This window comes from Murimonas intestini (assembly GCF_024622195.1).
Classification (GTDB): domain Bacteria; phylum Bacillota; class Clostridia; order Lachnospirales; family Lachnospiraceae; genus Murimonas; species Murimonas intestini.
The window spans coordinates 295,236-315,475 of the sequence record NZ_JANKBI010000005.1 but is presented as its reverse complement, the minus strand read 5'-3'; the positions used below and the strand labels follow the sequence as shown (position 1 = coordinate 315,475).

Sequence of the window (20,240 nt, the reverse complement as noted above, 5' to 3'; positions counted from 1 at the left end):
TCGACAAGAAATTTCTACATATCTGGTTCTTACCAGAAAACATCATTTTTTATAGACACAGAAATTTTTACGCCCTCGCGTGGATTGAAATTTTCATATGCTTCAGCCACTTACTCAACTTTTTGTCGCCACTATGTAGTGGCGTGGATTGAAATCATATAGGCAGCATTCTCATTCAGCGCCTTTGTTGGTCGCCACTATGTAGTGGCGTGGATTGAAATATTGTGCGCAGTCCAGCACATCGATCAGATTCAGTCGCCACTATGTAGTGGCGTGGATTGAAATTGCTGGCCCAATATTTTTTACGGCCCGTAGTGTTGTCGCCACTATGTAGTGGCGTGGATTGAAATCCTATATTACGTAAACTTTTTTGTGTAAATTTACGTCGCCACTATGTAGTGGCGTGGATTGAAATTGAAGCCAGATAATCCCGTAGGCTTTCCTTCGGGTCGCCACTATGTAGTGGCGTGGATTGAAATCGGCAGCATACGAGTGTGATCTGCCATCGGCTGGTCGCCACTATGTAGTGGCGTGGATTGAAATCATCGCTGGAATGCAGGGAACGGTCGATTCGACGGTCGCCACTATGTAGTGGCGTGGATTGAAATCGGAAAATGTATCACCTTTTTGGCTCCTGCTGCTGGTCGCCACTATGTAGTGGCGTGGATTGAAATGATCCAACAACTACCCTCAATATATACTCCTACGTCGCCACTATGTAGTGGCGTGGATTGAAATAGCCAATATCATGTGAGTTTACATGCAAGATCAGTCGCCACTATGTAGTGGCGTGGATTGAAATTTTGCGGGCACTGTGCTCAAGACGAAGTTTTTCCAGTCGCCACTATGTAGTGGCGTGGATTGAAATAACAATCGTATCCGGATGAAATCTAAACTGAATAGTCGCCACTATGTAGTGGCGTGGATTGAAATCGCCTCCTCAATGTCCATCGGGCAGCCGGCGGCCTCGTCGCCACTATGTAGTGGCGTGGATTGAAATCCTGGTGTATTGGCTCTTGTTACCATATTTATCCTGTCGCCACTATGTAGTGGCGTGGATTGAAATCGCCTCCTCAATGTCCATCGGGCAGCCGGCGGCCTCGTCGCCACTATGTAGTGGCGTGGATTGAAATGGATTTAGTTAGTTTCTTTTCGTCTTGCCGGGCGTCGCCACTATGTAGTGGCGTGGATTGAAATGATTTGCGTACCATAGAAATGACAGAAGGAGACTGTCGCCACTATGTAGTGAAATGAAGCGAAAACTATCCGCCAATTGAAAAAAGCCAGCAGGACTTTTATGTCATTTTGCGCAGTGTATGTGTTCAAAATATAGAGTAAATAAACACAAAGTATTATGTAATAAATAAAAATATAAAGTAATAATGTGAAATAATAATGCAGAGGCAGCTGCCTGAGTTTTACATTTATGGATTATGCTGAACGATGCATGGAAAGCGGGGAAGGAATAAGATGAAGAGAAGGATGCTCGGAAAAACTGATTTATCTGTAAGTGAGATTTGTCTGGGATCTATGTATTTTGGATGGAGGGAACCAAAAGAGCAGTCATTAGAGAGGCTGGATCAATTTGTAGAGGCAGGAGGTAATTTCATAGATACTGCCAATATCTATGCGATGCATCACTTAAATGACAAAGATTATTTTGGAAAGGACAGGGATCTTTTTATAGACGGAGGCAGTGAAAGGCTGCTGGGAGAGTGGATGAAGGAGAAAAAGAACAGGAGCCAGCTCATACTGGCTACTAAGCTTGGTTTTCCATATCCGGGGACAGATTATGGTACGAGTGCAGCCCAGATAAAGGAAGAGTGTGAAAAGAGTTTAAAGAGGCTGGGGACAGATTATGTTGATCTTTTATATCTGCATACGGACGACAGAAATACGCCCTTGGAGGAATCTTTGACAGCGCTTGGAGAACTGGTTGCAGAGGGGAAAGTCAGATATATTGGAGCCAGCAATTTCACAGCATGGAGACTGGCTCAGGCAATGGAGATATCCAAAGAGAGAAATCTTCCGGAATACTGCTGTATTCAGCAGCGATGCACTTATCTGAGACCAAGGACAGGGACAGATTTTGGAGGTCAGATCTCGGTCAATGAGGATATGATGGATTTTGTGAGGGAATCAGGCATTACACTTCTGGCTTATTCTCCTCTTCTTGGAGGTTATTATAATGACAGGACAAAACCGCTCATGGAGCAGTATCAGGGAGCTGATACACAGGCGAGGCTGAATGTTCTGGATCAGGTAGCGGCAGAGGCTGGTGTAACGCCGGCACAGGCAGTGTATTACTGGCTTATGCATTCAGATCCTTCAGTAATGCCTCTTGTTGCTTCCAGTACCCGGAAACAATTTGAGGAAGCTCTTGGAGTACTGGAAATGGAGTTATCCCAGGAGCAGATGGAAAGACTTACAAAGGCAGGAATCTAAATTTAAACAGGACTGACGCATTAATTAGTTTTGGTGCGGCAGTCCTGTTTCGTTTAGCTAAATGAGCGGGAAATCCCCCACCTCTATAGGTAGAGGAACGAATCGCCAAATACACATGCAGGCATGCTCACCGGGCTCGCTGCCCGCAGAAATAAATACAACTAATAAATGCAGCTCTGAGCTATCACATCTTATACTTCATAGCCTTTATCCTGACCGTCTGTTCTGGGGAGGAAACCATGTCTGCATTTTCTTTATCTTCCTCAGAAGGCGATAACAGGACATAATCCGTGGCAATAGTCTGGATAACACTTATGAGATTTTCGGGGCAGGTAATGTTTATACAGTCATCGAGGGTGAGTCTTTCTCTGATAAGCTCTGTCGGAACGTCATCTGTTATCTTCACATTTACGCAGTCGGTGACATGGAGGCCTTTTGGGGAGGATTCAAGTAAAGCTTTATCTATAACGAGATCTGTCACATCTGTAATGCATTTTCCTCTGAAAGTAAGGATTCTGGAAAAGTTTTTACAGACTTTAAGAAAGTCTGGTTTATATTCTTCAGGAAGGTTTACATCGCCTTTGATGTAAAGAAATTCCAGACCATCAGGGAGTCCTGTGTCTCCTACGGTCACGTTTGCGTCTATATATGCTTTTGAACCATAGCGGTCCAGGAATGTAGCGTCTAAGCAGCAGGCTTCATTTACATATTGGCAGCCATCTGGTACAAGTGTGATATCCGCCTTCTCATCCAGAAGCTGTACGGCCGTTTCTAATGCACTCTCAGCGACAATGGCATGGCTGCATATAATACGGACCTTTTTCTGGAGAAGAAGTTCATATGAACTGCTGCTGCCCAGAAAAAGTGCTTTGCCTATTACATAATACTGATTTTCAGCTTTGGCCCGAAGGGCAAAGACACGGTCAGCGTGCAGGGGGCTCTCAGCCAGGATGCAGCTGTCAGGATACAGCTTCGTGCTTCCATTGCAGGTGAGTCTGGAAGAGAGCTGGGAACCCAGGTTCTCAGGACAAATAACTTCACCGTTGACCTGGATGTGGATATAATTAGTAAGAGCTTCATTAGAGCCGGGTTCAATGATAAGCCGTCCATTGACTATCAAGTTAAGCTTTTTATTTCCGGCAGGAGCAGGAGTGATGGTAAAAGTCCCATTGCGTTCTATAATTTCAACATCCAGATCCAGCCTTTCCAGGATCATAGATTCTATCTGAACATGATGCCTGTTCAATATTTCCTGGGATTGTTCCGTGACATAGACGATCATAGATTCTACATAAATTTCTCCATACTGGTTAAGTACCTCTTCGTTCACTTCCCTCAGGTCACAGATCATTGCAGTGATTGATAAATTCTTTTTTTCATTCATGTTATTTACCGCCTTTCTTTTTTAATTCAGGATAAAATTCTTTCAGTTTTTGTCTTGCAGCCATAAGCCGGGCACGTATCGTGGAGGAGGGCAGGCCATACATCTCTCCCAACTCATTGGCATTGTAGCCTTCAAAATATCTGAGCAGGAACAAAGCCTTATCTTTCGGGTCCAGCACACTGCACATCTGCAAAACCTCGGTGCGGGTAAAGTCATCCTCCAGGTAATCCTTTGCAGTCAGTACGGGTTCGGCCTGTACGTGCCTGATCCTGTCAATACAGATATTTTTTGCAGTACGGTACAGCCATGACCTGCATTTTGCTTCACTCATAGTATTAATTAAATCAGAGTGTTCCAGTGCGCGAAGGAAAGTCTCCTGCACAATGTCTTCGGCCTCTGCCATGGAGCCTGTACTCTTTTTCATGTACCGGAATAATTCCCAGTAAAAAAGCTGATAGATTCGACCAACCATGCTTTTGTTGTTCCTTTCCTGCCTGAGAAATGGCATAGTTCCTTAACCGGAACAGCCGCTCTCGTTCCAGTGCTGCCCTCTGCAGCAATTCCCGCTGTTTGTAAAATTCATATTCCTGAAAACCTGTCATATCCTTCAGACCTTTCATACATTTAAGGGTCCGCTGCGCAGCGGCTTGTTTTCTGTTCTCATATAGTAAACGTTTGAGAGAGGGAAAGTGTTGTATAAATAGTAACACATTTTGAAAAATAGCGGCGTGTGAACAGCAGCAAAATACCTGATGACAACATGGTAAGTATGCGTTAAAATAGGGAATATAAGGCTTTGGTGTAACTGCACAGACTGTAAGAAAATGATTCAAGGGTGCAAAAATCCCATCGCCGGAGGCGATTTTAAATGGATTTTTGCATGTAACTGTGAAGGTACTGAACAGTTACGCAGTGTTTTACTATATAATGACAGGACTAAAGGAGAAGTGACATGAAGTACGATTTTACTACAATTATGGACAGAGCAGGAAAAGATTCTGTTGCCGTGGACGTGATACCATTTCAGGGCGCAGAGGTAAAGGAAGGGTTTTCAAAAATCCCCATGTGGGTGGCGGATATGAATTATGCTGCCGCGCCGTCAGTTGTGAAAGCTGTGGCTAAACGGCTGGAGCATCCGGCCTTCGGATATTTCAATCCATCGGAAGAATATTATGCCAGCATCATCAGATGGCAGAGGGAACGCAACGGCGTTGAGGGCATAGAGCCTGAACATATTGGTTATGAGAACGGTGTGCTTGGCGCAGTGGCAGCAGCAGTACAGGCATTTACGGCGCCGGGGGAGGCTGTTTTGCTCCATGCTCCCACATATGTTGGATTTACCCATACTTTAGAGGACAACGGGAGAAAGATTATTTTAAGTGATCTGAAGCAGGATGATGAAGGCGTCTGGAGGATGGATTATGAGGATATGGACAGGAAACTGAAGGAATATAAGATCCACTTTGCTGTTTTCTGTTCTCCGCACAATCCATGCGGCAGGGTCTGGACAAGAGAAGAGATTGAAAAGGCAATGGAGATCTATAAGGCAAATAGCTGTGTGGTTGTTTCTGATGAGATCTGGTCTGATCTGACACTGAACGGGCATAAGCATATCCCTACACAGACCATATCTGAGGATGCCAGGCAGAGAGTAATAGCCCTGTATGCCCCGTCTAAGACATTTAATCTGGCCGGGCTTATTGGATCGTATCACATTATATATAATAAGTACCTGCGGGACAGGATGTGCAGGCAGGCAGAGCTTTCACACTATAATTCAATGAATGTGCTGTCCATGCATGCGCTGATAGGGGCATATGAGCCGGAAGGGGCAGAGTGGGTGGATGAACTGCGGGAAGTCCTTGCCGCAAATGTCAACTATGCTTATGATTACATAACAGAGAATTTTGACGGGGTGGAGCTCTCAAAGCCTGAAGGGACATATATGCTTTATCTGGACTGCAGTAAATGGTGTGAGGCAAAGGGTAAATCTCTGGATGAGCTGATACGCAGCGGGATCGAAAGAGGTGTTATATGGCAGGATGGACGCCCTTTCAACAAACCAAATACAATACGTATGAATCTGGCGGTTCCTCATTCTCTCGTAATAGAAGCCATGGAACGGCTGAAAGAATATGTGTTCTAAAACCGGCAGGGCAGGTGGTCAGGCATGGAGAAAATAGAAGCAATGGAAGTTTTTGATCTTGTAAACCGCATGGGGGAAGCCATACTTTCAAACGGAGGGGAGATATTCAGGGCGGATGAGGCAATGCGCTATGCGGCGAAAGCTCTGGGGCTTAAAGAATTCAATGCATATGTCATTGCAAATGGCATTTTTACGTCTATTTCGGCGGAGGGGCAGTTTTATTCCAGCCAGATCCACTCTGTACCTCTGGCGCCTATCATGCTGTGCAGGGTGGAGGCCCTTAATAATCTCTCCAGGCAGATAAGCGCCGGTGAGTGTACGCCACAGGAAATGAAGGAAGAACTGGACCGGATAGACAAGATGAAGGTGTCGGGAAATTTGATACAGATTCTGGCATCGGGCGTGGGCAGCGCAAGTTTCTGCTACCTGTTCGGGGGAAGTGCATGGGATTCTGCGGCGGCCTTTGCAGCTGGCGTGCTGCTCTACATCTTCCTGATCTATGGAGCGCCTAAAGTAAAGCTGCCTAAGATAATGATGAATATTACAGCCAGCCTCATAGTCTCTCTGGTATGCTGCATACTTTTTAAAGCGGGCCTGGGTAATAATCTGGACAGAATGGTTATCGGCGCTATTTTCCCTCTTGTGCCCGGGATACCTCTGACAAATTCCGTTAGAAATTTTCTTGAGAATGACTATCTGTCGGGGATCATCAGGCTGGTGGATGCACTGCTCACAGCGGGCTGCATAGCCGTGGGCGTGGGGGTGGCTATGAATATATGGAGTATAGTGGCAGGAGGCGGGATATGATGGATATAGTGCTGCAGATTATTATGGCATTTACAGGGACAGTGGCATTTTCCGTGCTGTTCAGCGTGCCTAAAAGGCATTACCTCTCCTGCGGGCTGACAGGGAGTGTTGGATGGGCGGTCTATCTGATGATCAGCAGGGTGTTCCATACGCCTATAGTGGCTACATTTGCTGCCAGTATGGTCCTCTCAGCCATGGCCCGTTTCCTTTCAGTGAAATATAAGGCTCCCACAATCGTTTTTCTGCTCTGCGGCATCTTTACCCTGGTGCCTGGCGCAGGGATATATTATACTGCCTATTACCTTTTCACAGGGGCTGAGCAGGAGGCGATGATGAAGGGGATCGAGACATTTAAGCTGGCAGTAGCCATAGCACTGGGGATCGGTGTCAGCTATTCTATACCTGCCAAAGTATACGGCTGGAAGCAGGACGCCGAGGTATGGAACGAGACTGAAATACGTGGAAACGGACCGTCTCCGCGCATTACTGGCCGAAGAGAGCAGTAACATAATTTTCGCGTTCATTCTGTACATCTTTTGTTTTTTATGCTATACTCGTTTCCGGGCATTTATGCAATCAGGCAAAGCCGTCAGACGCCGGCAATAGCCTGGACTGGTTCGAAAACTTCCCAGTATAAAAAACCAAGTATCTCGAAAGTGGAAAAAGTAAAGGAGATTGGAGAATGAATGCAAGAAAAGTGATCATTGACTGTGATCCCGGGATCGATGACGCCCTGGCCCTGATGCTGGCCATAGCTTCGCCGGAACTGGAGATTCTGGGGATTACAGTTGTCTGTGGGAATGTACCGGCAGAGACAGGGGCGAAGAACGCCCTGAAGGTCCTGGAGTGGATGGGCCGGCCAGATATTCCTGTTTATCTTGGTGAGGAGAAACCCCTTGTCCGCGTGTATGTGGACGCCCGTGATACGCACGGGGAGGATGGACTGGGAGAGTCAGGCTATCCGGAGGCTGAAGGTATTAAGCCACGCAGGGGAGCGGTATCCTTCCTCACAGAAACCCTCAGAAAAAATGAAAAAGTATCAGTCATAGCCTTGGGCCCCCTGACAAATATTGCCAGGGTTATTCAGGATGCGCCAGAATGCATGGCAGGCCTGGATGAATTCGTATCCATGGGTGGCAGCTATAAGAGCAACGGAAACTGTTCACCTGTAGCTGAATATAACTACTGGTGTGATCCTCATGCCGCAGGGGAGGTGTACGAGGCATTTCATGCTCTGCCATGGCTGAAGGGAAAAAAGATCCATATGATAGGCCTTGATGTGACCAGGAAGATCGTGCTGACACCAAATATCCTGGAATATATCAAGTGCATAGACAGGAATATGGGGGAACGCATTGAGAAAATAACAAGATTTTATTTTGATTTTCACTGGAAGCAGGAGAGTGTTATAGGCTGTGTCATTAACGATCCTCTGGCAGTGGCATATTTTATAGAGCGCAGCCTGTGCAGCGGATTTGACTGCTATACGGCGGTAGAGACAGAGGGGATCAGCATGGGCCAGAGCATATCAGATGCATATGGCTTCTGGAAGAAAGACCCGAACAGCCATGTCCTGACCGGGACAGACGCATTAGGTTTCATGAAGTTCTTTTTGCATAGAGTGGCAAATGCAGATGAGTCTGAGGCTGATAAAGTGCTCAGGCAGATCATGGTGCCTCAGGAGGGAAACGTATGAGAAAGATAAATGTATCCTCCTTAAGTATTCTGGCTTTTGCCGCTGCAGTAAATGTGATAGGAGGAAGCATTGCTTTGTTTTTCCGGCTTCCTGTCTATCTGGACACAGTGGGCACAATGATGGCGGCAGCCCTGCTGGGTCCTGTATACGGCATGGTGCCCGGGCTTATAAGCGGACTTGTCAGCGGCTTTACAAGTGATATATACGCGCTGTATTATATACCTGTCCAGCTGATCACAGGAGCAATGGCAGGACTGCTGTTTAAGAAGTTTGATATGAAGGGATTCCGCATCATTCCGGCTGCGGCATGTATCTCACTGCCGGGAACAGTTGTGAGCGCAGCTATTACTGCTGCAGTTTTCGGCGGGATCACATCATCAGGCTCTACAGTGCTGGTACAGCTGCTGCACGGCGCGGGACTGAACATGACGGCCAGCGTCTGCGCGGTACAGGCCCTGACTGACTATGCCGACAGGGCAATTGTGCTGCTGCTTGTTATAATGATCCTGGCGGCGCTGCCGTCATCCATGAAATTTATGATACGGAAAGGAAATACTGGACATGGAGCGCTACAATAAGATCACGGAGAAAAATAAGAGGGAGATCGTGCTTTTAAAGGCGTTTCCCTGTGCCTGGGGCAAATGCCGTTTCTGCGATTATATAGAGGACAATTCAAGAGACAGGGAAGAGATGGCAAGGCTAAATGAAGAAGTCCTTTCAAGGGTGACAGGTGAGTTTGGAGTTTTGGAAGTGATCAATTCCGGAAGCTGCTTCGAGCTGCCCAGGGAGACTCTGGAGCTTATACGGAATATTGTCCGGGAAAAAAAGATCAGCAGACTCTTCTTTGAAGCCCATTGGATGTACAGGGAAAAGCTGCAAAAGATGAGGGAATACATGGGCGTTCCTATCATATTTAAAATAGGTGTGGAAACCTTTGACAGGGAATTCAGGGAAAATTATCTGAATAAGCACGCTGCCTTTGAGTCTGCCAAAGAGGTTAGTGAATACTTCGATTCTCCGTGTCTGATGGTGGGAATTAAAGGTCAGACAAGAGAGATGATCGATTACGATATAAAAATGCTGAAAGAGCATTTCAGCCTGGGGACGGTAAACGTCTTTACAAATAATACAACCGATGTGAAGCGGGATGAAGAGCTGGTGGAATGGTTTATGAATAAATATGCAGACCTGCTGAGTGACCCGTCGGTAGAAGTACTCTATGAAAAAACGGATTTTGGGGTTGGAGACTGATATTATGTCTAAAAAAGGCTTGACTTCTATTACAGATCTGTGCTAAGATAAACGGGCGAATGGAAGTAGGTCTTTTTTTTATGCCTAAAATCGGCAGCCCGCACAAGGCTGTCAGCAAAATGAGAAGAGAGCGAGGTGGAAGTTGTGCGCACAAGAATCACATTGGCATGTACGGAATGTAAACAGCGTAATTATAACACTACGAAGGATAAGAAAACTCATCCGGACAGAATGGAAACAAAAAAATACTGTAAGTTCTGCAAAACTCACACATTACACAAGGAAACCAAATAATCGATGGAATAGCGCAAAGGAAGTGACGAGATGGGAGATACTGCAAAATCAGAAAAGTCTATAAAGAAAAGCTGGTTTGATGGTCTTAAATCAGAGTTTAACAAAATCATCTGGCCTGATAAAGTCACACTGGGCAAACAGACTGCCGCAGTGGTTGCCGCTTCAGTCGTACTTGGTTTAATCATTACAGTCATTGATATAATTGTGCAGTATGGTATTGATTTCTTAGTAAGGTAAGGACAAGGGTGATTTTATGGCAGAAGCAAGCTGGTATGTAGTTCATACTTATTCAGGGTATGAGAACAAGGTTAAGGCCAACATTGAAAAAACAATTGAAAACAGACATCTGGAGGATGAGATCTTAGAGGTCCGCGTCCCTCTGCAGAATGTCGTGGAAGTAAAAAATGGCGTGCAGAAGCAGGTTCAGAAGAAAATGTTTCCGGGCTATGTACTTCTCAATATGGTTATGAATGATGACACCTGGTATGTCGTGAGAAATACCAGAGGGGTTACCGGATTTGTTGGTCCTGGATCAAAACCAGTGCCACTTACGGAAGCAGAAATGGATAATCTTGGAATCGAAAAGAACGAGATCGAAGTAGATTACCAGGAGGGCGATACTGTTACTGTTACCGGCGGTGTCTGGAAGGATACAGTCGGCGTGATTCAGTCCATGAACCACAGCAAGCAAATCGTTACCATCAATGTTGAGTTGTTCGGTCGTGAGACACCGGTAGAAATAAGTTTCACAGAAGTCAAGAAAATGTAACAGGAAAATATCCGCATCGGGTCAGATGGCGGAAAGTGGGAGGGAAATCCCCCGACAATACCACATAGGAGGTGCCTAACAATGGCAAAAAAAGTAACAGGTTATATTAAATTACAGATTCCTGCTGGAAAGGCTACACCGGCTCCACCAGTTGGACCGGCACTTGGACAGCATGGTGTCAATATCGTTCAGTTTACAAAGGAGTTCAACGCAAGAACAGCTGACAAGGGAGATCTGATCATTCCTGTTGTTATCACTGTTTATGCAGACAGAAGCTTCAGCTTCATCACAAAGACTCCGCCTGCAGCAGTTTTATTAAAGAAAGCCTGCAACATTAAATCTGGTTCAGGTGTTCCTAACAAAACTAAAGTAGCTACAATCAGCAAAGACAAAGTAAGAGAAATCGCTGAAATGAAGATGCCGGATTTAAATGCAGCAAGCATTGAAGCAGCTATGAGCATGATCGCTGGTACTGCAAGAAGCATGGGCATCACTGTAGAAGAATAAATTGAAAAATATTGACAAGTGGGAGGGAAATTCCCGCGACTACCACCAGGAGGTTATTTAATATGAAAAAAGGAAAGAAATACGTAGAAGCTGCGAAAGCAGTTGACCGCGCAAACCTTTATGATACAGCAGAAGCAATCACATTAGTGAAAAAAGTAGCTGTAGCTAAATTTGATGAAACAATCGAAGCTCATATCAGAACTGGCTGTGACGGACGTCATGCTGACCAGCAGATTCGTGGTGCAGTTGTACTGCCTCATGGAACTGGTAAGCAGGTACGTGTCCTTGTATTCGCTAAGAACGCAAAAGCTGACGAGGCTATTGCAGCAGGAGCAGAATTTGTTGGAGCAGAGGAATTAGTTCCGAAGATCCAGAACGAAGGATGGTTAGATTTCGACGTAGTAGTGGCAACACCGGACATGATGGGTGTAGTAGGCCGTCTGGGCCGTGTACTCGGGCCAAAAGGCTTGATGCCGAACCCGAAAGCCGGAACAGTTACTATGGACGTAACAAAAGCAGTTCAGGATATCAAAGCTGGTAAGATTGAGTATAGATTGGACAAGACAAACATTATCCACGTGCCAATCGGAAAAGCTTCTTTCACAGAAGAGCAGTTAGCGGACAACTTCCAGACGCTTATGGATGCAATCGTGAAGGCAAAACCAAGTACATTAAAAGGCCAGTATTTAAGAAGTGTAACTATTGCGCCGACAATGGGACCTGGAATTAAGCTGAATCCAGTAAAATTTGCATAATAAATGTTATAAATATGAACAAAAAGAGATGCCGTTTATACGGCATCTCTTTTTGTGCTATAGGAACGAAGTTTCCTATAGTACAAAAAACCTCCGGGAGGATACACAAAAGAAAACTTGTCACATTACCTGTCACACGTTGCTCAAGATGTTGCAACATGTTATACTTTTACCATATATAGTTAAAATGAAAGAGTATTTGCCTGATAAATTCAGATAAGTCAAAGGCATAGGGGGAATCAGAGTGTTCTGTACAAGATGTGGTATGAAATGCAGAGACGATGCAAGGTTTTGTCCGAGATGCGGGAAGCAGCTGATCAGCAGGACGGGAAATATTAAAACAGATCCGGTACATGATGTTGGGTATTCTGCGGACATGGAGGCCAGGCGGGGTACAGCAGGTGTGAATGATGAGAATGAGGCCTTAGATGAAGAAGCCACCCTGCTCATCGGTTCAGGGCAGCAGCGCTACAGGAAACTGACAGGGGAGCCGGATGAAGCGGCAGGATACACTGGAAGAGAGTATGCACGCCGGGAATTGGAAACAGGCGGAAATACATATGAGGAAGAGAGCAGCAGAAGGGGAAGAGGCTCTGATGCGGAGTATTATGACAGCCAGAGACAGGGGAGAGCAGGAGCGCATGTCAGGAATGAGAAAAAGCACCATACAGTAAGGAATGTATTGATCATCCTGGCTTTGGTGCTGGCGGCTGTGGGAGCGTCAGGGGGTTATTTTGTGTATATGGCGGTACAGCCCAGGCATGTTCTTGATACATTTCTGGCCGCTGTGGAGGCCGGGGAGTGGTCTGAGGCGCTGGACTGTATTGAATGGGAAGGACAGGAGGGGATGTCCAGAGAAGAATTTGAAGGATATTTGAATTCCCGGGCAGAGGAGATACAGCAGTGGAGCAGTTCCACAAAGGTTCGCTGTAAGGAAGAGGACAGGGGGGATGGAGAGACATCTGTAACTGTCATGATCAGCAAGAAGGGGATGCAGCTGGCAGCTCCCGAAAGAGAGCTTCAGATGGTCAGGTCAGAGGAGAGGCAGCTGTTCTTTTTCAGAAGCTGGAAGCTGACGCCTCAGAGCGCTGCGCTGCTTTTGGGGAACGGGGAATATGATTATTGAAATGACAGGAGAGAGGACCGACATGCCAAGACGAGGAGACATACTTGATAATACATATCAGATCATAGAGGAAATAGGCCATGGAGGCGGGGGGATCGTGTACAAGGCTATCCATCTGCGCCTTCAGAAATACGTAGCTGTAAAGAAAATACGCGATAAAGTAGCCGGTATCATAAATGTCAGGGGTGAGGCAGATATCCTGAAGAACCTGCACCATACATATCTGCCTCAGGTATATGACTTTCTTCAGATAGGTGACCAGATATTTACTGTTATGGATTTTATACCGGGAGAATCACTTGATTACTATCTGAAAAACCACTATACCTTCCAGCAGAGGCAGATCATTATCTGGGCCAAGCAGCTGTGCGAGGCCCTGCAGTATCTGCATACGCGCAGGCCGCCTATAATCCACAGCGATGTGAAGCCTGCCAATATCATGATCACGCCGGAAGGAAATGTATGCCTGATCGACTTTAACATCTCACTGGATATGGATAAGAGGGAGCAGATAACAGGTATGAGCACCTGCTATGCATCACCGGAGCAGCAGGCGCTGGCAGACGGTTATATGCCGGTATCGAGAGGGGGCAGAGCGCCTCTGGTGGATGCGCAGTCTGATATTTACAGTCTGGGCGCCACACTTTATCATATGATGACGGGAAATAAGCCCTCCAGAAGGGCTGAGAATACAGTGCCTATAAACCAGTTCAGGCTGGGATATTCAAAGACACTTACAGATATCGTAGGGAAGGCCATGCATCCTGACAAAAGCAGGAGATACAGGACTGCCCAGGAAATGTATAATGACCTGGACAATATTTATGCGCTTGACGAGCGTTACAAGAAGCATAAGAGGCTGGAGAGGATCAGCACAGCGGCAGGATGCATCTGTATTGCCGGTTTCCTGGCGCTCACGGCAGGCGGAGTGTTTACTATGCGGCAGGAAAAGACAGATGCCTACGAGGCTGCTGTGCAGGAAGGCAATGACTATGCTGCGGACCAGGATTATGACAAGGCCCTTGGGAGCTATGATGAGGCCATAGGAATATTTGATGATAAGCTGGATGCTTATTATCAGAAGCTATACGCACTTCATCTTAAGGAGGACTATCCCCATGTGCTGAATCTGGGGAAGATGATACTTTCCAGCGAGAAGCTTTCAGCAGATGTGTTTTCAGATTCAGGCAGGGAGGCTGCAGTCTATTATATGATGGGAGACGCCTGTTTTGAGCAGGAGGATTATGAGGGGGCTGTGGGCTATTATAAAAAGGCTGTGAACGCTAATCAGGAGAATGCACAGTATTTCAGAGATTATGCCATAGCCCTTATCAGAAATAACCAGCCGGAGACAGCCCAGCAGGTACTGAATGAGGCTGTCAGCGCCGGGCTTGGGGATACGGATATACTGCTGGTAAAGGCTGAACTGGCTCTGAAGCAGGGACAATATCAGGAGTCCGTGGATAAATTCGGCCAGGTGCTCTCAAATACAGATGACGAGTACATCAGACAGAGGTCATATCTGCTTATGGCCAGGGCATTCAGGGGAGCAAATGACCTGGACGGAGAGATCAGAACACTGGAAGAGGGCCGGATGAGCCTGGATGCATCATATCTGACGCCTGTCATCAGCGCTCTGGGAGATGCATATGCCAGAAAGGCGGGGCAGGATGCTTCCTTCTCAATGGAGTACAACCAGAAAGCACTGGAGTGTTATCAGACGCTGGTGGATTCAGGTATGGCGTCAGACGGGGTGAAATATAATATGGCTGCCATTTACCAGAATTTTAAGAACTATGAGGAGGCCGCCAGGATATTAAATGAACTGGAACAGGAAAATCCAAATGACTATAAGCCTTATATGAGACTGGCGCTTCTGGAATGTGATATCCAGGGAGACAAAGAAAACAGCGCCAGGGATTATACGAAGGTTAAAGAATATTATGACAAGGCCAGCCAGCTGTATGCACAGGTGAAGGCTTCAGGGGGCAGTGACGACAAGATGCAGGCTCTGGAGAATATCATGGAAAAACTGTACAGCGGAAACTGGCTTACGAGGTGAAGCAGATGACAGCAGGAGAATGGATGTTTTACGGAGGAATCGCCGGGACTGTGGTGAGCGTTATTGGTTTTGCAGTCTGGAAGATCGTACTGGCGGTAAAGAAAAAGAATCTGAAAAAGGACCTGGAGGAAGAGTATTTTTCCATGTAAGGCAGGGGTGACGGGTTATGGTGATAACATGCATAAATGGTGATATTTTAAATACATATCTGCTGCCCTCAAAAGTATCCGGACAGTACTGGATGGGAGAACTTGTAAGTGTGGAAGCAGACGGGGGCAGATGGTATCTGCGCTCTAATGGAAAAGCTGTCCTTGCAGATACTGACGGCAGGAGGCTGGAGAGAAGCCTGATGGAACCAGGGCGGTTCTACTCACTCCAGACACCCGGGGGAGGTCAGGCTTATCTGTATACAGAAGAGTTGACAGCTGACAGGCAGCAGTATAAAAAGTACAGGACAATTAAGGCGGGCATACTCAGGATCGGGCGCAGTGACCAAAATGATATCATCTACAGCAGCGGGTATGCTTCAGGTATCCACGCCCAGATCGAGATCGACAATGGCACTTATGTGGTCAGTGACATGAGGAGCGGAAACGGCACATTTGTCAATGACAGGCGTGTGACCAGGCAGAGGCTCTATCCCGGAGATGTGATATATATAGCAGGACTGAAGATAATTGTGGGCTGCGGGATTCTGGCTGTGAACAATCCGGGCGGGATGGTAAAATGCAGTGAAAAAATGCTGATACCTTATCTGCAGCCTCCGGTGAGAGAGCAGAGGGAACGGAATATTTTAGACAACGGCAGGGCACGTGAGCAGCTTTTTTATAAGTCGCCCAGATTCAGAAGGGAAATAGAGAAGGCAGGAATCAGGATCGATTCCCCTCCTCCCAGGGAACAGGGAAATGAGATGCCCATGATCTATACGGTCGGCCCGTCTATGACTATGGGGCTGGCCTCCATGTTTATGGGAGTATTTGCCGTCAGCAATGCCTTGAGCAGCGGAAGCGGGATCAGCAGCGCCCTGCCTTCCATCGTGATGTCTGTCAGCATGCTGGGAGGCACGGTAGCCTGGCCCATACTTTCCAGAAAATACGACAAGAAAAGAAAAATAGAAAAAGAAGAAGAACGAAAAGAAAAATACCGCATGTATCTCATGGAGGTCAGAAGCAGGATCCAGCAGATCGAATATTACCAGAGAAAGATCCTGAATGAAAATTATGTGACGTTAGATGAGTGCATTACAAGGATACAGGGAAGAGAAAGAACTCTGTGGGAGCGCTCCTTTGGACACAGCGACTTTCTGACTGTCAGGCTTGGGCGCGGGGAAGTCCCCCTCCAGGTGACGCTGGAGTATCAGGAACCCAAGTTTGAAGTGGAGGAGGATGAACTTCAAAGGGAGATGGAAGAACTCGTATATGAGACAAGGATAATGGGCGAAGTGCCTGTGGGCCTGTCTTTATATGATAATTTCCTGACAGGGATCATCGGCAGGCGCCAGGAGGAATGCAGCTTTATCAAGGGACTGATATTCCAGATAGCGGCCCTTCACAGCTACGATGAGGTGAAGATGGTCTTTCTGTATGACGAGGCGGAGGACATGCAGTGGCGCTTTGTAAAGTGGCTGCCCCATGTCTGGAGTGATGACGGGGACATCCGTTTTGTGGCCACGAATCCGGGGGAAGAGAAAGAAATCTCTATCTATCTGGAAAAGCAGCTGGCTTCACGCCAGGCAGAAGAGGGAAAGCAGGAGAATCTCCCATATTACCTGATATTTTCTATGGATAAGGAACTGGCTGAAAATATGGAGATCATTGGTCAGATCCTGAAGCTGAAGGAAAATATGGGCTTTGGAATGGTGGCACTGTATGACCAGATTGGCAGCCTGCCAAAAGAATGCGGGACTGTTCTGGATGTGGGAAGCGAACTGTCCAGAATGTACCGTCAGGATGATATTTCAGGAGAGTATATAAATTTCTGTCCGGATGCTTTTGCGGAGCCTGACTGCGGGCGTCTGGCAGTGACACTGGCCAATATCAGGCTCTACAGGGATAACCGCAACAGGCAACTGCCGGATATGATCAGCTTCCTGGATATGTTCCGTGCCGGGAAGGCGGAGCACTTAAATGCCCTCACAAGGTGGAAGGAGAATGATCCCACACTGACCCTGGAGACGGAGATCGGTGTAGATGCAGCAGGAAATCCATTTAAACTGGATCTGCATGAAAAATTCCACGGCCCCCACGGTCTGGTTGCCGGTATGACAGGCTCAGGTAAAAGTGAATTCATTATGACTTACATCTTGTCGCTGGCCGTGAATTACCATCCCTATGAGGTGGCGTTTATACTGATCGATTATAAGGGCGGAGGCATGGCAAAGGCCTTTGAAAAGCTCCCCCATACAGCCGGTATCATCACGAACCTGGACGGCGCCATGGTGAACAGGTCACTGATATCTATAGAGAGCGAGCTGAAAAGGAGGCAGGCAGTCTTCCAGGAGGTAAGCAAACAGATCAATATCAGTAATATTGACATTTACAAATACCAGAAGCTTTACAGAGATAAGGTTGTGCATGAGCCCATGCAGCATTTATTTATTATCTCAGACGAGTTTGCCGAACTCAAAGAGCAGCAGCCTGAATTCATGAAGCAGCTCATTAGTGCAGCCAGAATAGGGCGAAGCCTGGGGGTTCATCTGATACTTGCGACCCAGAAGCCTGCCGGCGTGGTGGATGACCAGATCTGGAGCAACAGCCGCTTCCGAATCTGTCTGAAGGTGCAGGAAAAGGCGGACAGCATGGATATGCTCAAACGTCCGGACGCGGCAGAGCTTACGAAAACAGGGCGTTTTTATCTTCAGGTGGGCTATAATGAGATTTTCGAGCTGGGACAGTCAGCCTGGTCCGGGGCATCTTATGTCCCCAAGGATAAGGTTGAGGAAAAGCAGGATATGTCGGTCCAGGTGATAGACCGCACAGGAAGGATAGTAAAGCAGAAGGCGCCGGATGAGAGAAGGATTGCAGCCACAGAAGACAAGCAGCTGGATGCCGTGACAAAATATCTGGCGGCCCTGGCGAAAGAAGAGCATATTAAAATAAAACAGCTGTGGATGGAGCCGCTTCCGGAGAAGCTGAGCCTGGACAGTCTGAGAAAAAAATATGGACTGGAGGGCGGGATTCGGCGCGAAGGCGGTAATTTCTGCCTGGAGCCTCTTGTGGGGGAGATCGACGATCCGCAGAACCAGGCACAGTATCCTATGAAGCTGCCTCTGTCGGCGGAGGGAAATACTATTATTTACGGAGCTACGGGAAGCGGAAAGACCATGCTTCTCACTACAATGATATATTCACTTATACAGGACCATACACCTGAAGAGCTGAATCTGTATATTCTGGACTTTGGTTCTGAAGTGCTCAAAGGATTTGCTCAGGCTCCTCAGGTGGGGGATGTGGTGCTGATATCAGAAAGTGAAAAGGTGGCAAACATGTTCTCCATGCTCAGAAAGGAGCTGGAATCCCGCAAGAAAATGATGGCTGCCTGCGGCGGGAGCTTTGATTCCTTTATAAGAGGAAGCGGGGAAAAAAGGCCTGCTATTGTCATCATCATACAAAATTTTGCGGCATTTACAGAGAGCTATGAGGACTATGTGCAGGAGACTGCCGGGCTTGCCATGGACGGAAGCAGGTATGGGATTTATTTTGTTCTTACAGCTGCAAATGCATCTGGCGTCCGCTACCGTGTGGCCCAGAATTTTCCTTCAGTATATGCACTGCAGCTTAACGATGAGACAGACTATTCCATCGTTTTGGGCAATGTAGGCAGGCAGTATCCCGGAAAAGTAACAGGAAGAGGTATCTTCAGAAATGAAAGAGTCTATGAATTCCAGACAGCCGCAGTTACTGAAGGGGCAGGCGGAATGGATGAGGTCAGGGCAGAATGCATCAGGCAGGAGAGGGAGTGGCTGTCAGCGGAAGGCCGCAGGAGGGCAGAGAGGATCCCGATTCTTCCAGAAAAGGTGGACCTTGCATTCCTGCAGGATGACATAGATGCGGGCAGCTGGCTTTCGTACCCTGCAGGAGTTGACAAAAACTCATTGAAGGTGCGCTGTTTTAATCTGGAGGCGCATATGGTAAATGTGGTTACTTACCAGGAGGAAAGCTGCAGCTTTGTGGAAAGCTTCTGCCGTCTTGCTGCGGTGTGCAAAAAAGCTGATATTATCGTCTTAAATGCCAGGCCTGAATTTAGCAGCGCTTCAAAAGAAGGTCTCACGTACTGCTCAGGAGAAAAAGAGCTGGTAAAAGGGGCAGAGTACATATATCAGGAACTGCTGAAGAGAAATAATGACACGAAGGATGCTTGGGAGGAAGGGAAGGAAGCCCCTGCCTACAGGAAGCTTTTGTGTATTGTCAATGGATACAGGGACTTTGTCCGCTGCCTTCCGGAAGAATTTTTGGAAAAATGGAATGCAATGATGGAAAGGATCGCAGATTTCTGGGGATGCCGTTTTATTATTGCGGACGGAGCGCTGAGTCTGGGAAGTATTTCAGCGGAAAACTGGTATGGGAAGCAGGTTGGGCGCAATGAAGGCATCTTTGTGGGAAATGGGCTGACGGACCAGTATGAGCTGTCTGTGACAAGGCTTACAAGAGAGCTGCGGCAGGAGATTCCAGATGATTTTGGATATGTGGTGGAAAAAGGCCGGGCCCATCTTGTGAAATTGCTGGATCTGGAAGAGGAGGAGTGATATGGATAAGATATTGGCAGAGGTTTATCTTCCGGCTGCCCGGACGAGCTATGATGTCCGGATACCAGGCAGAATCAAGATGTATCAGGCGGCAGAGCTGACAGCAAGGCTGCTGGGTGAGCTGGCTGAGGGATATTTTAAACCTACAGGTGAAGAGATCCTGTGTGACCGCATGAGCGGTCTTCCGTATGATATAAATCTTACACCGGAGGAAATCGGGTTGACAGATGGGGCCAGGATGCTTCTCATCTGAG

The 20,240-nt window shown here is 47.1% G+C and carries 19 protein-coding genes, 1 CRISPR repeat array and 1 riboswitch; of the genes, 17 read left to right on the top strand and 2 right to left on the bottom strand.

Annotated features, from left to right (window positions below):
* Positions 1-124: 124 nt before the first annotated feature.
* Positions 125-1,197: a CRISPR direct-repeat array (repeat unit 31 nt; unit sequence GTCGCCACTATGTAGTGGCGTGGATTGAAAT).
* Positions 1,198-1,470: 273 nt separating this feature from the next.
* On the top strand, positions 1,471-2,445 hold the full coding sequence (locus NSB28_RS10925; protein ID WP_257497523.1) for an aldo/keto reductase: 975 nt from the start codon (positions 1,471-1,473) through the stop codon (positions 2,443-2,445).
* A 184-nt stretch (positions 2,446-2,629) separates the two neighbouring features.
* On the opposite strand, the gene NSB28_RS10920 is transcribed toward NSB28_RS10925, so the two are convergent.
* Positions 2,630-3,829, bottom strand: a complete 1,200-nt coding sequence (locus NSB28_RS10920) for a hypothetical protein (protein WP_109625258.1) — start codon at positions 3,827-3,829, stop codon at positions 2,630-2,632.
* Between the two features lies 1 nt (position 3,830).
* Positions 3,831-4,301 (bottom strand): RNA polymerase sigma factor, encoded by a 471-nt coding sequence (locus tag NSB28_RS10915; RefSeq protein ID WP_109625257.1) that lies wholly within the window; start codon positions 4,299-4,301, stop codon positions 3,831-3,833.
* Between the two features lie 480 nt (positions 4,302-4,781).
* On the opposite strand from NSB28_RS10915, the gene NSB28_RS10910 reads away from it, so the two are divergent.
* The 16 genes from NSB28_RS10910 to NSB28_RS10835 all read left to right on the top strand — a co-directional run bounded on the left by NSB28_RS10910 (position 4,782) and on the right by NSB28_RS10835 (position 20,239).
* Complete coding sequence (locus NSB28_RS10910) at positions 4,782-5,975, top strand: MalY/PatB family protein (protein WP_109625256.1); 1,194 nt, start codon at positions 4,782-4,784, stop codon at positions 5,973-5,975.
* Between the two features lie 24 nt (positions 5,976-5,999).
* Positions 6,000-6,782 carry a threonine/serine exporter family protein gene (locus NSB28_RS10905; RefSeq protein ID WP_109625255.1) on the top strand — a complete coding sequence of 261 codons (783 nt, stop codon included), beginning with the start codon at positions 6,000-6,002 and terminating at the stop codon, positions 6,780-6,782.
* A complete protein-coding gene (locus NSB28_RS10900) occupies positions 6,779-7,288 on the top strand; it encodes a threonine/serine exporter family protein (RefSeq protein ID WP_109625254.1) in 510 nt (169 codons plus the stop codon). The genes NSB28_RS10905 and NSB28_RS10900 overlap by 4 nt, the downstream gene beginning before the upstream one ends.
* A gap of 100 nt (positions 7,289-7,388) precedes the next feature.
* Positions 7,389-7,433: riboswitch (PreQ1 riboswitch) on the top strand.
* A 31-nt stretch (positions 7,434-7,464) separates the two neighbouring features.
* Positions 7,465-8,478: a nucleoside hydrolase gene (locus NSB28_RS10895; RefSeq protein ID WP_109625253.1), complete on the top strand. Its 1,014-nt coding sequence runs from the start codon at positions 7,465-7,467 to the stop codon at positions 8,476-8,478.
* A complete protein-coding gene (locus tag NSB28_RS10890) occupies positions 8,475-9,056 on the top strand; it encodes an ECF transporter S component (protein WP_109625252.1) in 582 nt (193 codons plus the stop codon). Before NSB28_RS10895 ends, NSB28_RS10890 begins: the two co-directional genes overlap by 4 nt.
* Positions 9,040-9,729, top strand: a complete 690-nt coding sequence (locus NSB28_RS10885) for a radical SAM protein (RefSeq protein WP_109625251.1) — start codon at positions 9,040-9,042, stop codon at positions 9,727-9,729. The genes NSB28_RS10890 and NSB28_RS10885 overlap by 17 nt, the downstream gene beginning before the upstream one ends.
* A 144-nt stretch (positions 9,730-9,873) precedes the next feature.
* Positions 9,874-10,023 carry a 50S ribosomal protein L33 gene (rpmG, locus tag NSB28_RS10880; RefSeq protein ID WP_109625285.1) on the top strand — a complete coding sequence of 50 codons (150 nt, stop codon included), beginning with the start codon at positions 9,874-9,876 and terminating at the stop codon, positions 10,021-10,023.
* A 30-nt stretch (positions 10,024-10,053) separates the two neighbouring features.
* Complete coding sequence (gene secE, locus NSB28_RS10875; RefSeq protein ID WP_109625250.1) at positions 10,054-10,260, top strand: preprotein translocase subunit SecE; 207 nt, start codon at positions 10,054-10,056, stop codon at positions 10,258-10,260.
* Positions 10,261-10,276: 16 nt separating this feature from the next.
* Positions 10,277-10,792, top strand: a complete 516-nt coding sequence (gene nusG, locus NSB28_RS10870; protein WP_109625249.1) for a transcription termination/antitermination protein NusG — start codon at positions 10,277-10,279, stop codon at positions 10,790-10,792.
* A gap of 81 nt (positions 10,793-10,873) precedes the next feature.
* Positions 10,874-11,299, top strand: coding sequence for a 50S ribosomal protein L11 (gene rplK, locus NSB28_RS10865; RefSeq protein ID WP_109625248.1), 426 nt, complete (start codon positions 10,874-10,876; stop codon positions 11,297-11,299).
* Positions 11,300-11,361: 62 nt separating this feature from the next.
* Complete coding sequence (rplA, locus tag NSB28_RS10860) at positions 11,362-12,054, top strand: 50S ribosomal protein L1 (protein WP_109625247.1); 693 nt, start codon at positions 11,362-11,364, stop codon at positions 12,052-12,054.
* Positions 12,055-12,298: 244 nt separating this feature from the next.
* Positions 12,299-13,180 carry a zinc ribbon domain-containing protein gene (locus NSB28_RS10855; protein ID WP_257497520.1) on the top strand — a complete coding sequence of 294 codons (882 nt, stop codon included), beginning with the start codon at positions 12,299-12,301 and terminating at the stop codon, positions 13,178-13,180.
* A 22-nt stretch (positions 13,181-13,202) separates the two neighbouring features.
* Entirely contained in the window at positions 13,203-15,242 is a 2,040-nt protein-coding gene (locus tag NSB28_RS10850) for a serine/threonine-protein kinase (RefSeq protein ID WP_257497519.1), read from the top strand.
* Between the two features lie 5 nt (positions 15,243-15,247).
* Positions 15,248-15,391 carry a hypothetical protein gene (locus NSB28_RS10845; RefSeq protein WP_187374156.1) on the top strand — a complete coding sequence of 48 codons (144 nt, stop codon included), beginning with the start codon at positions 15,248-15,250 and terminating at the stop codon, positions 15,389-15,391.
* 17 nt (positions 15,392-15,408) lie between these two features.
* Positions 15,409-19,986: a type VII secretion protein EssC gene (gene essC / locus NSB28_RS10840; RefSeq protein ID WP_109625244.1), complete on the top strand. Its 4,578-nt coding sequence runs from the start codon at positions 15,409-15,411 to the stop codon at positions 19,984-19,986.
* Position 19,987: 1 nt separating this feature from the next.
* On the top strand, positions 19,988-20,239 hold the full coding sequence (locus tag NSB28_RS10835) for a methyltransferase (protein ID WP_109625243.1): 252 nt from the start codon (positions 19,988-19,990) through the stop codon (positions 20,237-20,239).
* Position 20,240 lies beyond the last annotated feature (1 nt).

Coding starts and splice junctions, on each gene's coding strand:
- nusG (WP_109625249.1), top strand. CDS start 10,277: ATGGCAGAAGCAAGCTGGTATGTAGTTCATACTTATTCAGGGTATGAG.
- NSB28_RS10895 (WP_109625253.1), top strand. CDS start 7,465: ATGAATGCAAGAAAAGTGATCATTGACTGTGATCCCGGGATCGATGAC.
- NSB28_RS10890 (WP_109625252.1), top strand. CDS start 8,475: ATGAGAAAGATAAATGTATCCTCCTTAAGTATTCTGGCTTTTGCCGCT.
- rplA (WP_109625247.1), top strand. CDS start 11,362: ATGAAAAAAGGAAAGAAATACGTAGAAGCTGCGAAAGCAGTTGACCGC.
- secE (WP_109625250.1), top strand. CDS start 10,054: ATGGGAGATACTGCAAAATCAGAAAAGTCTATAAAGAAAAGCTGGTTT.
- NSB28_RS10910 (WP_109625256.1), top strand. CDS start 4,782: ATGAAGTACGATTTTACTACAATTATGGACAGAGCAGGAAAAGATTCT.
- NSB28_RS10900 (WP_109625254.1), top strand. CDS start 6,779: ATGATGGATATAGTGCTGCAGATTATTATGGCATTTACAGGGACAGTG.
- NSB28_RS10920 (WP_109625258.1), bottom strand. CDS start 3,829: ATGAATGAAAAAAAGAATTTATCAATCACTGCAATGATCTGTGACCTG.
- NSB28_RS10850 (WP_257497519.1), top strand. CDS start 13,203: ATGCCAAGACGAGGAGACATACTTGATAATACATATCAGATCATAGAG.
- NSB28_RS10925 (WP_257497523.1), top strand. CDS start 1,471: ATGAAGAGAAGGATGCTCGGAAAAACTGATTTATCTGTAAGTGAGATT.
- NSB28_RS10835 (WP_109625243.1), top strand. CDS start 19,988: ATGGATAAGATATTGGCAGAGGTTTATCTTCCGGCTGCCCGGACGAGC.
- NSB28_RS10905 (WP_109625255.1), top strand. CDS start 6,000: ATGGAGAAAATAGAAGCAATGGAAGTTTTTGATCTTGTAAACCGCATG.
- NSB28_RS10845 (WP_187374156.1), top strand. CDS start 15,248: ATGACAGCAGGAGAATGGATGTTTTACGGAGGAATCGCCGGGACTGTG.
- NSB28_RS10915 (WP_109625257.1), bottom strand. CDS start 4,301: ATGGTTGGTCGAATCTATCAGCTTTTTTACTGGGAATTATTCCGGTAC.
- essC (WP_109625244.1), top strand. CDS start 15,409: ATGGTGATAACATGCATAAATGGTGATATTTTAAATACATATCTGCTG.
- NSB28_RS10885 (WP_109625251.1), top strand. CDS start 9,040: ATGGAGCGCTACAATAAGATCACGGAGAAAAATAAGAGGGAGATCGTG.
- rplK (WP_109625248.1), top strand. CDS start 10,874: ATGGCAAAAAAAGTAACAGGTTATATTAAATTACAGATTCCTGCTGGA.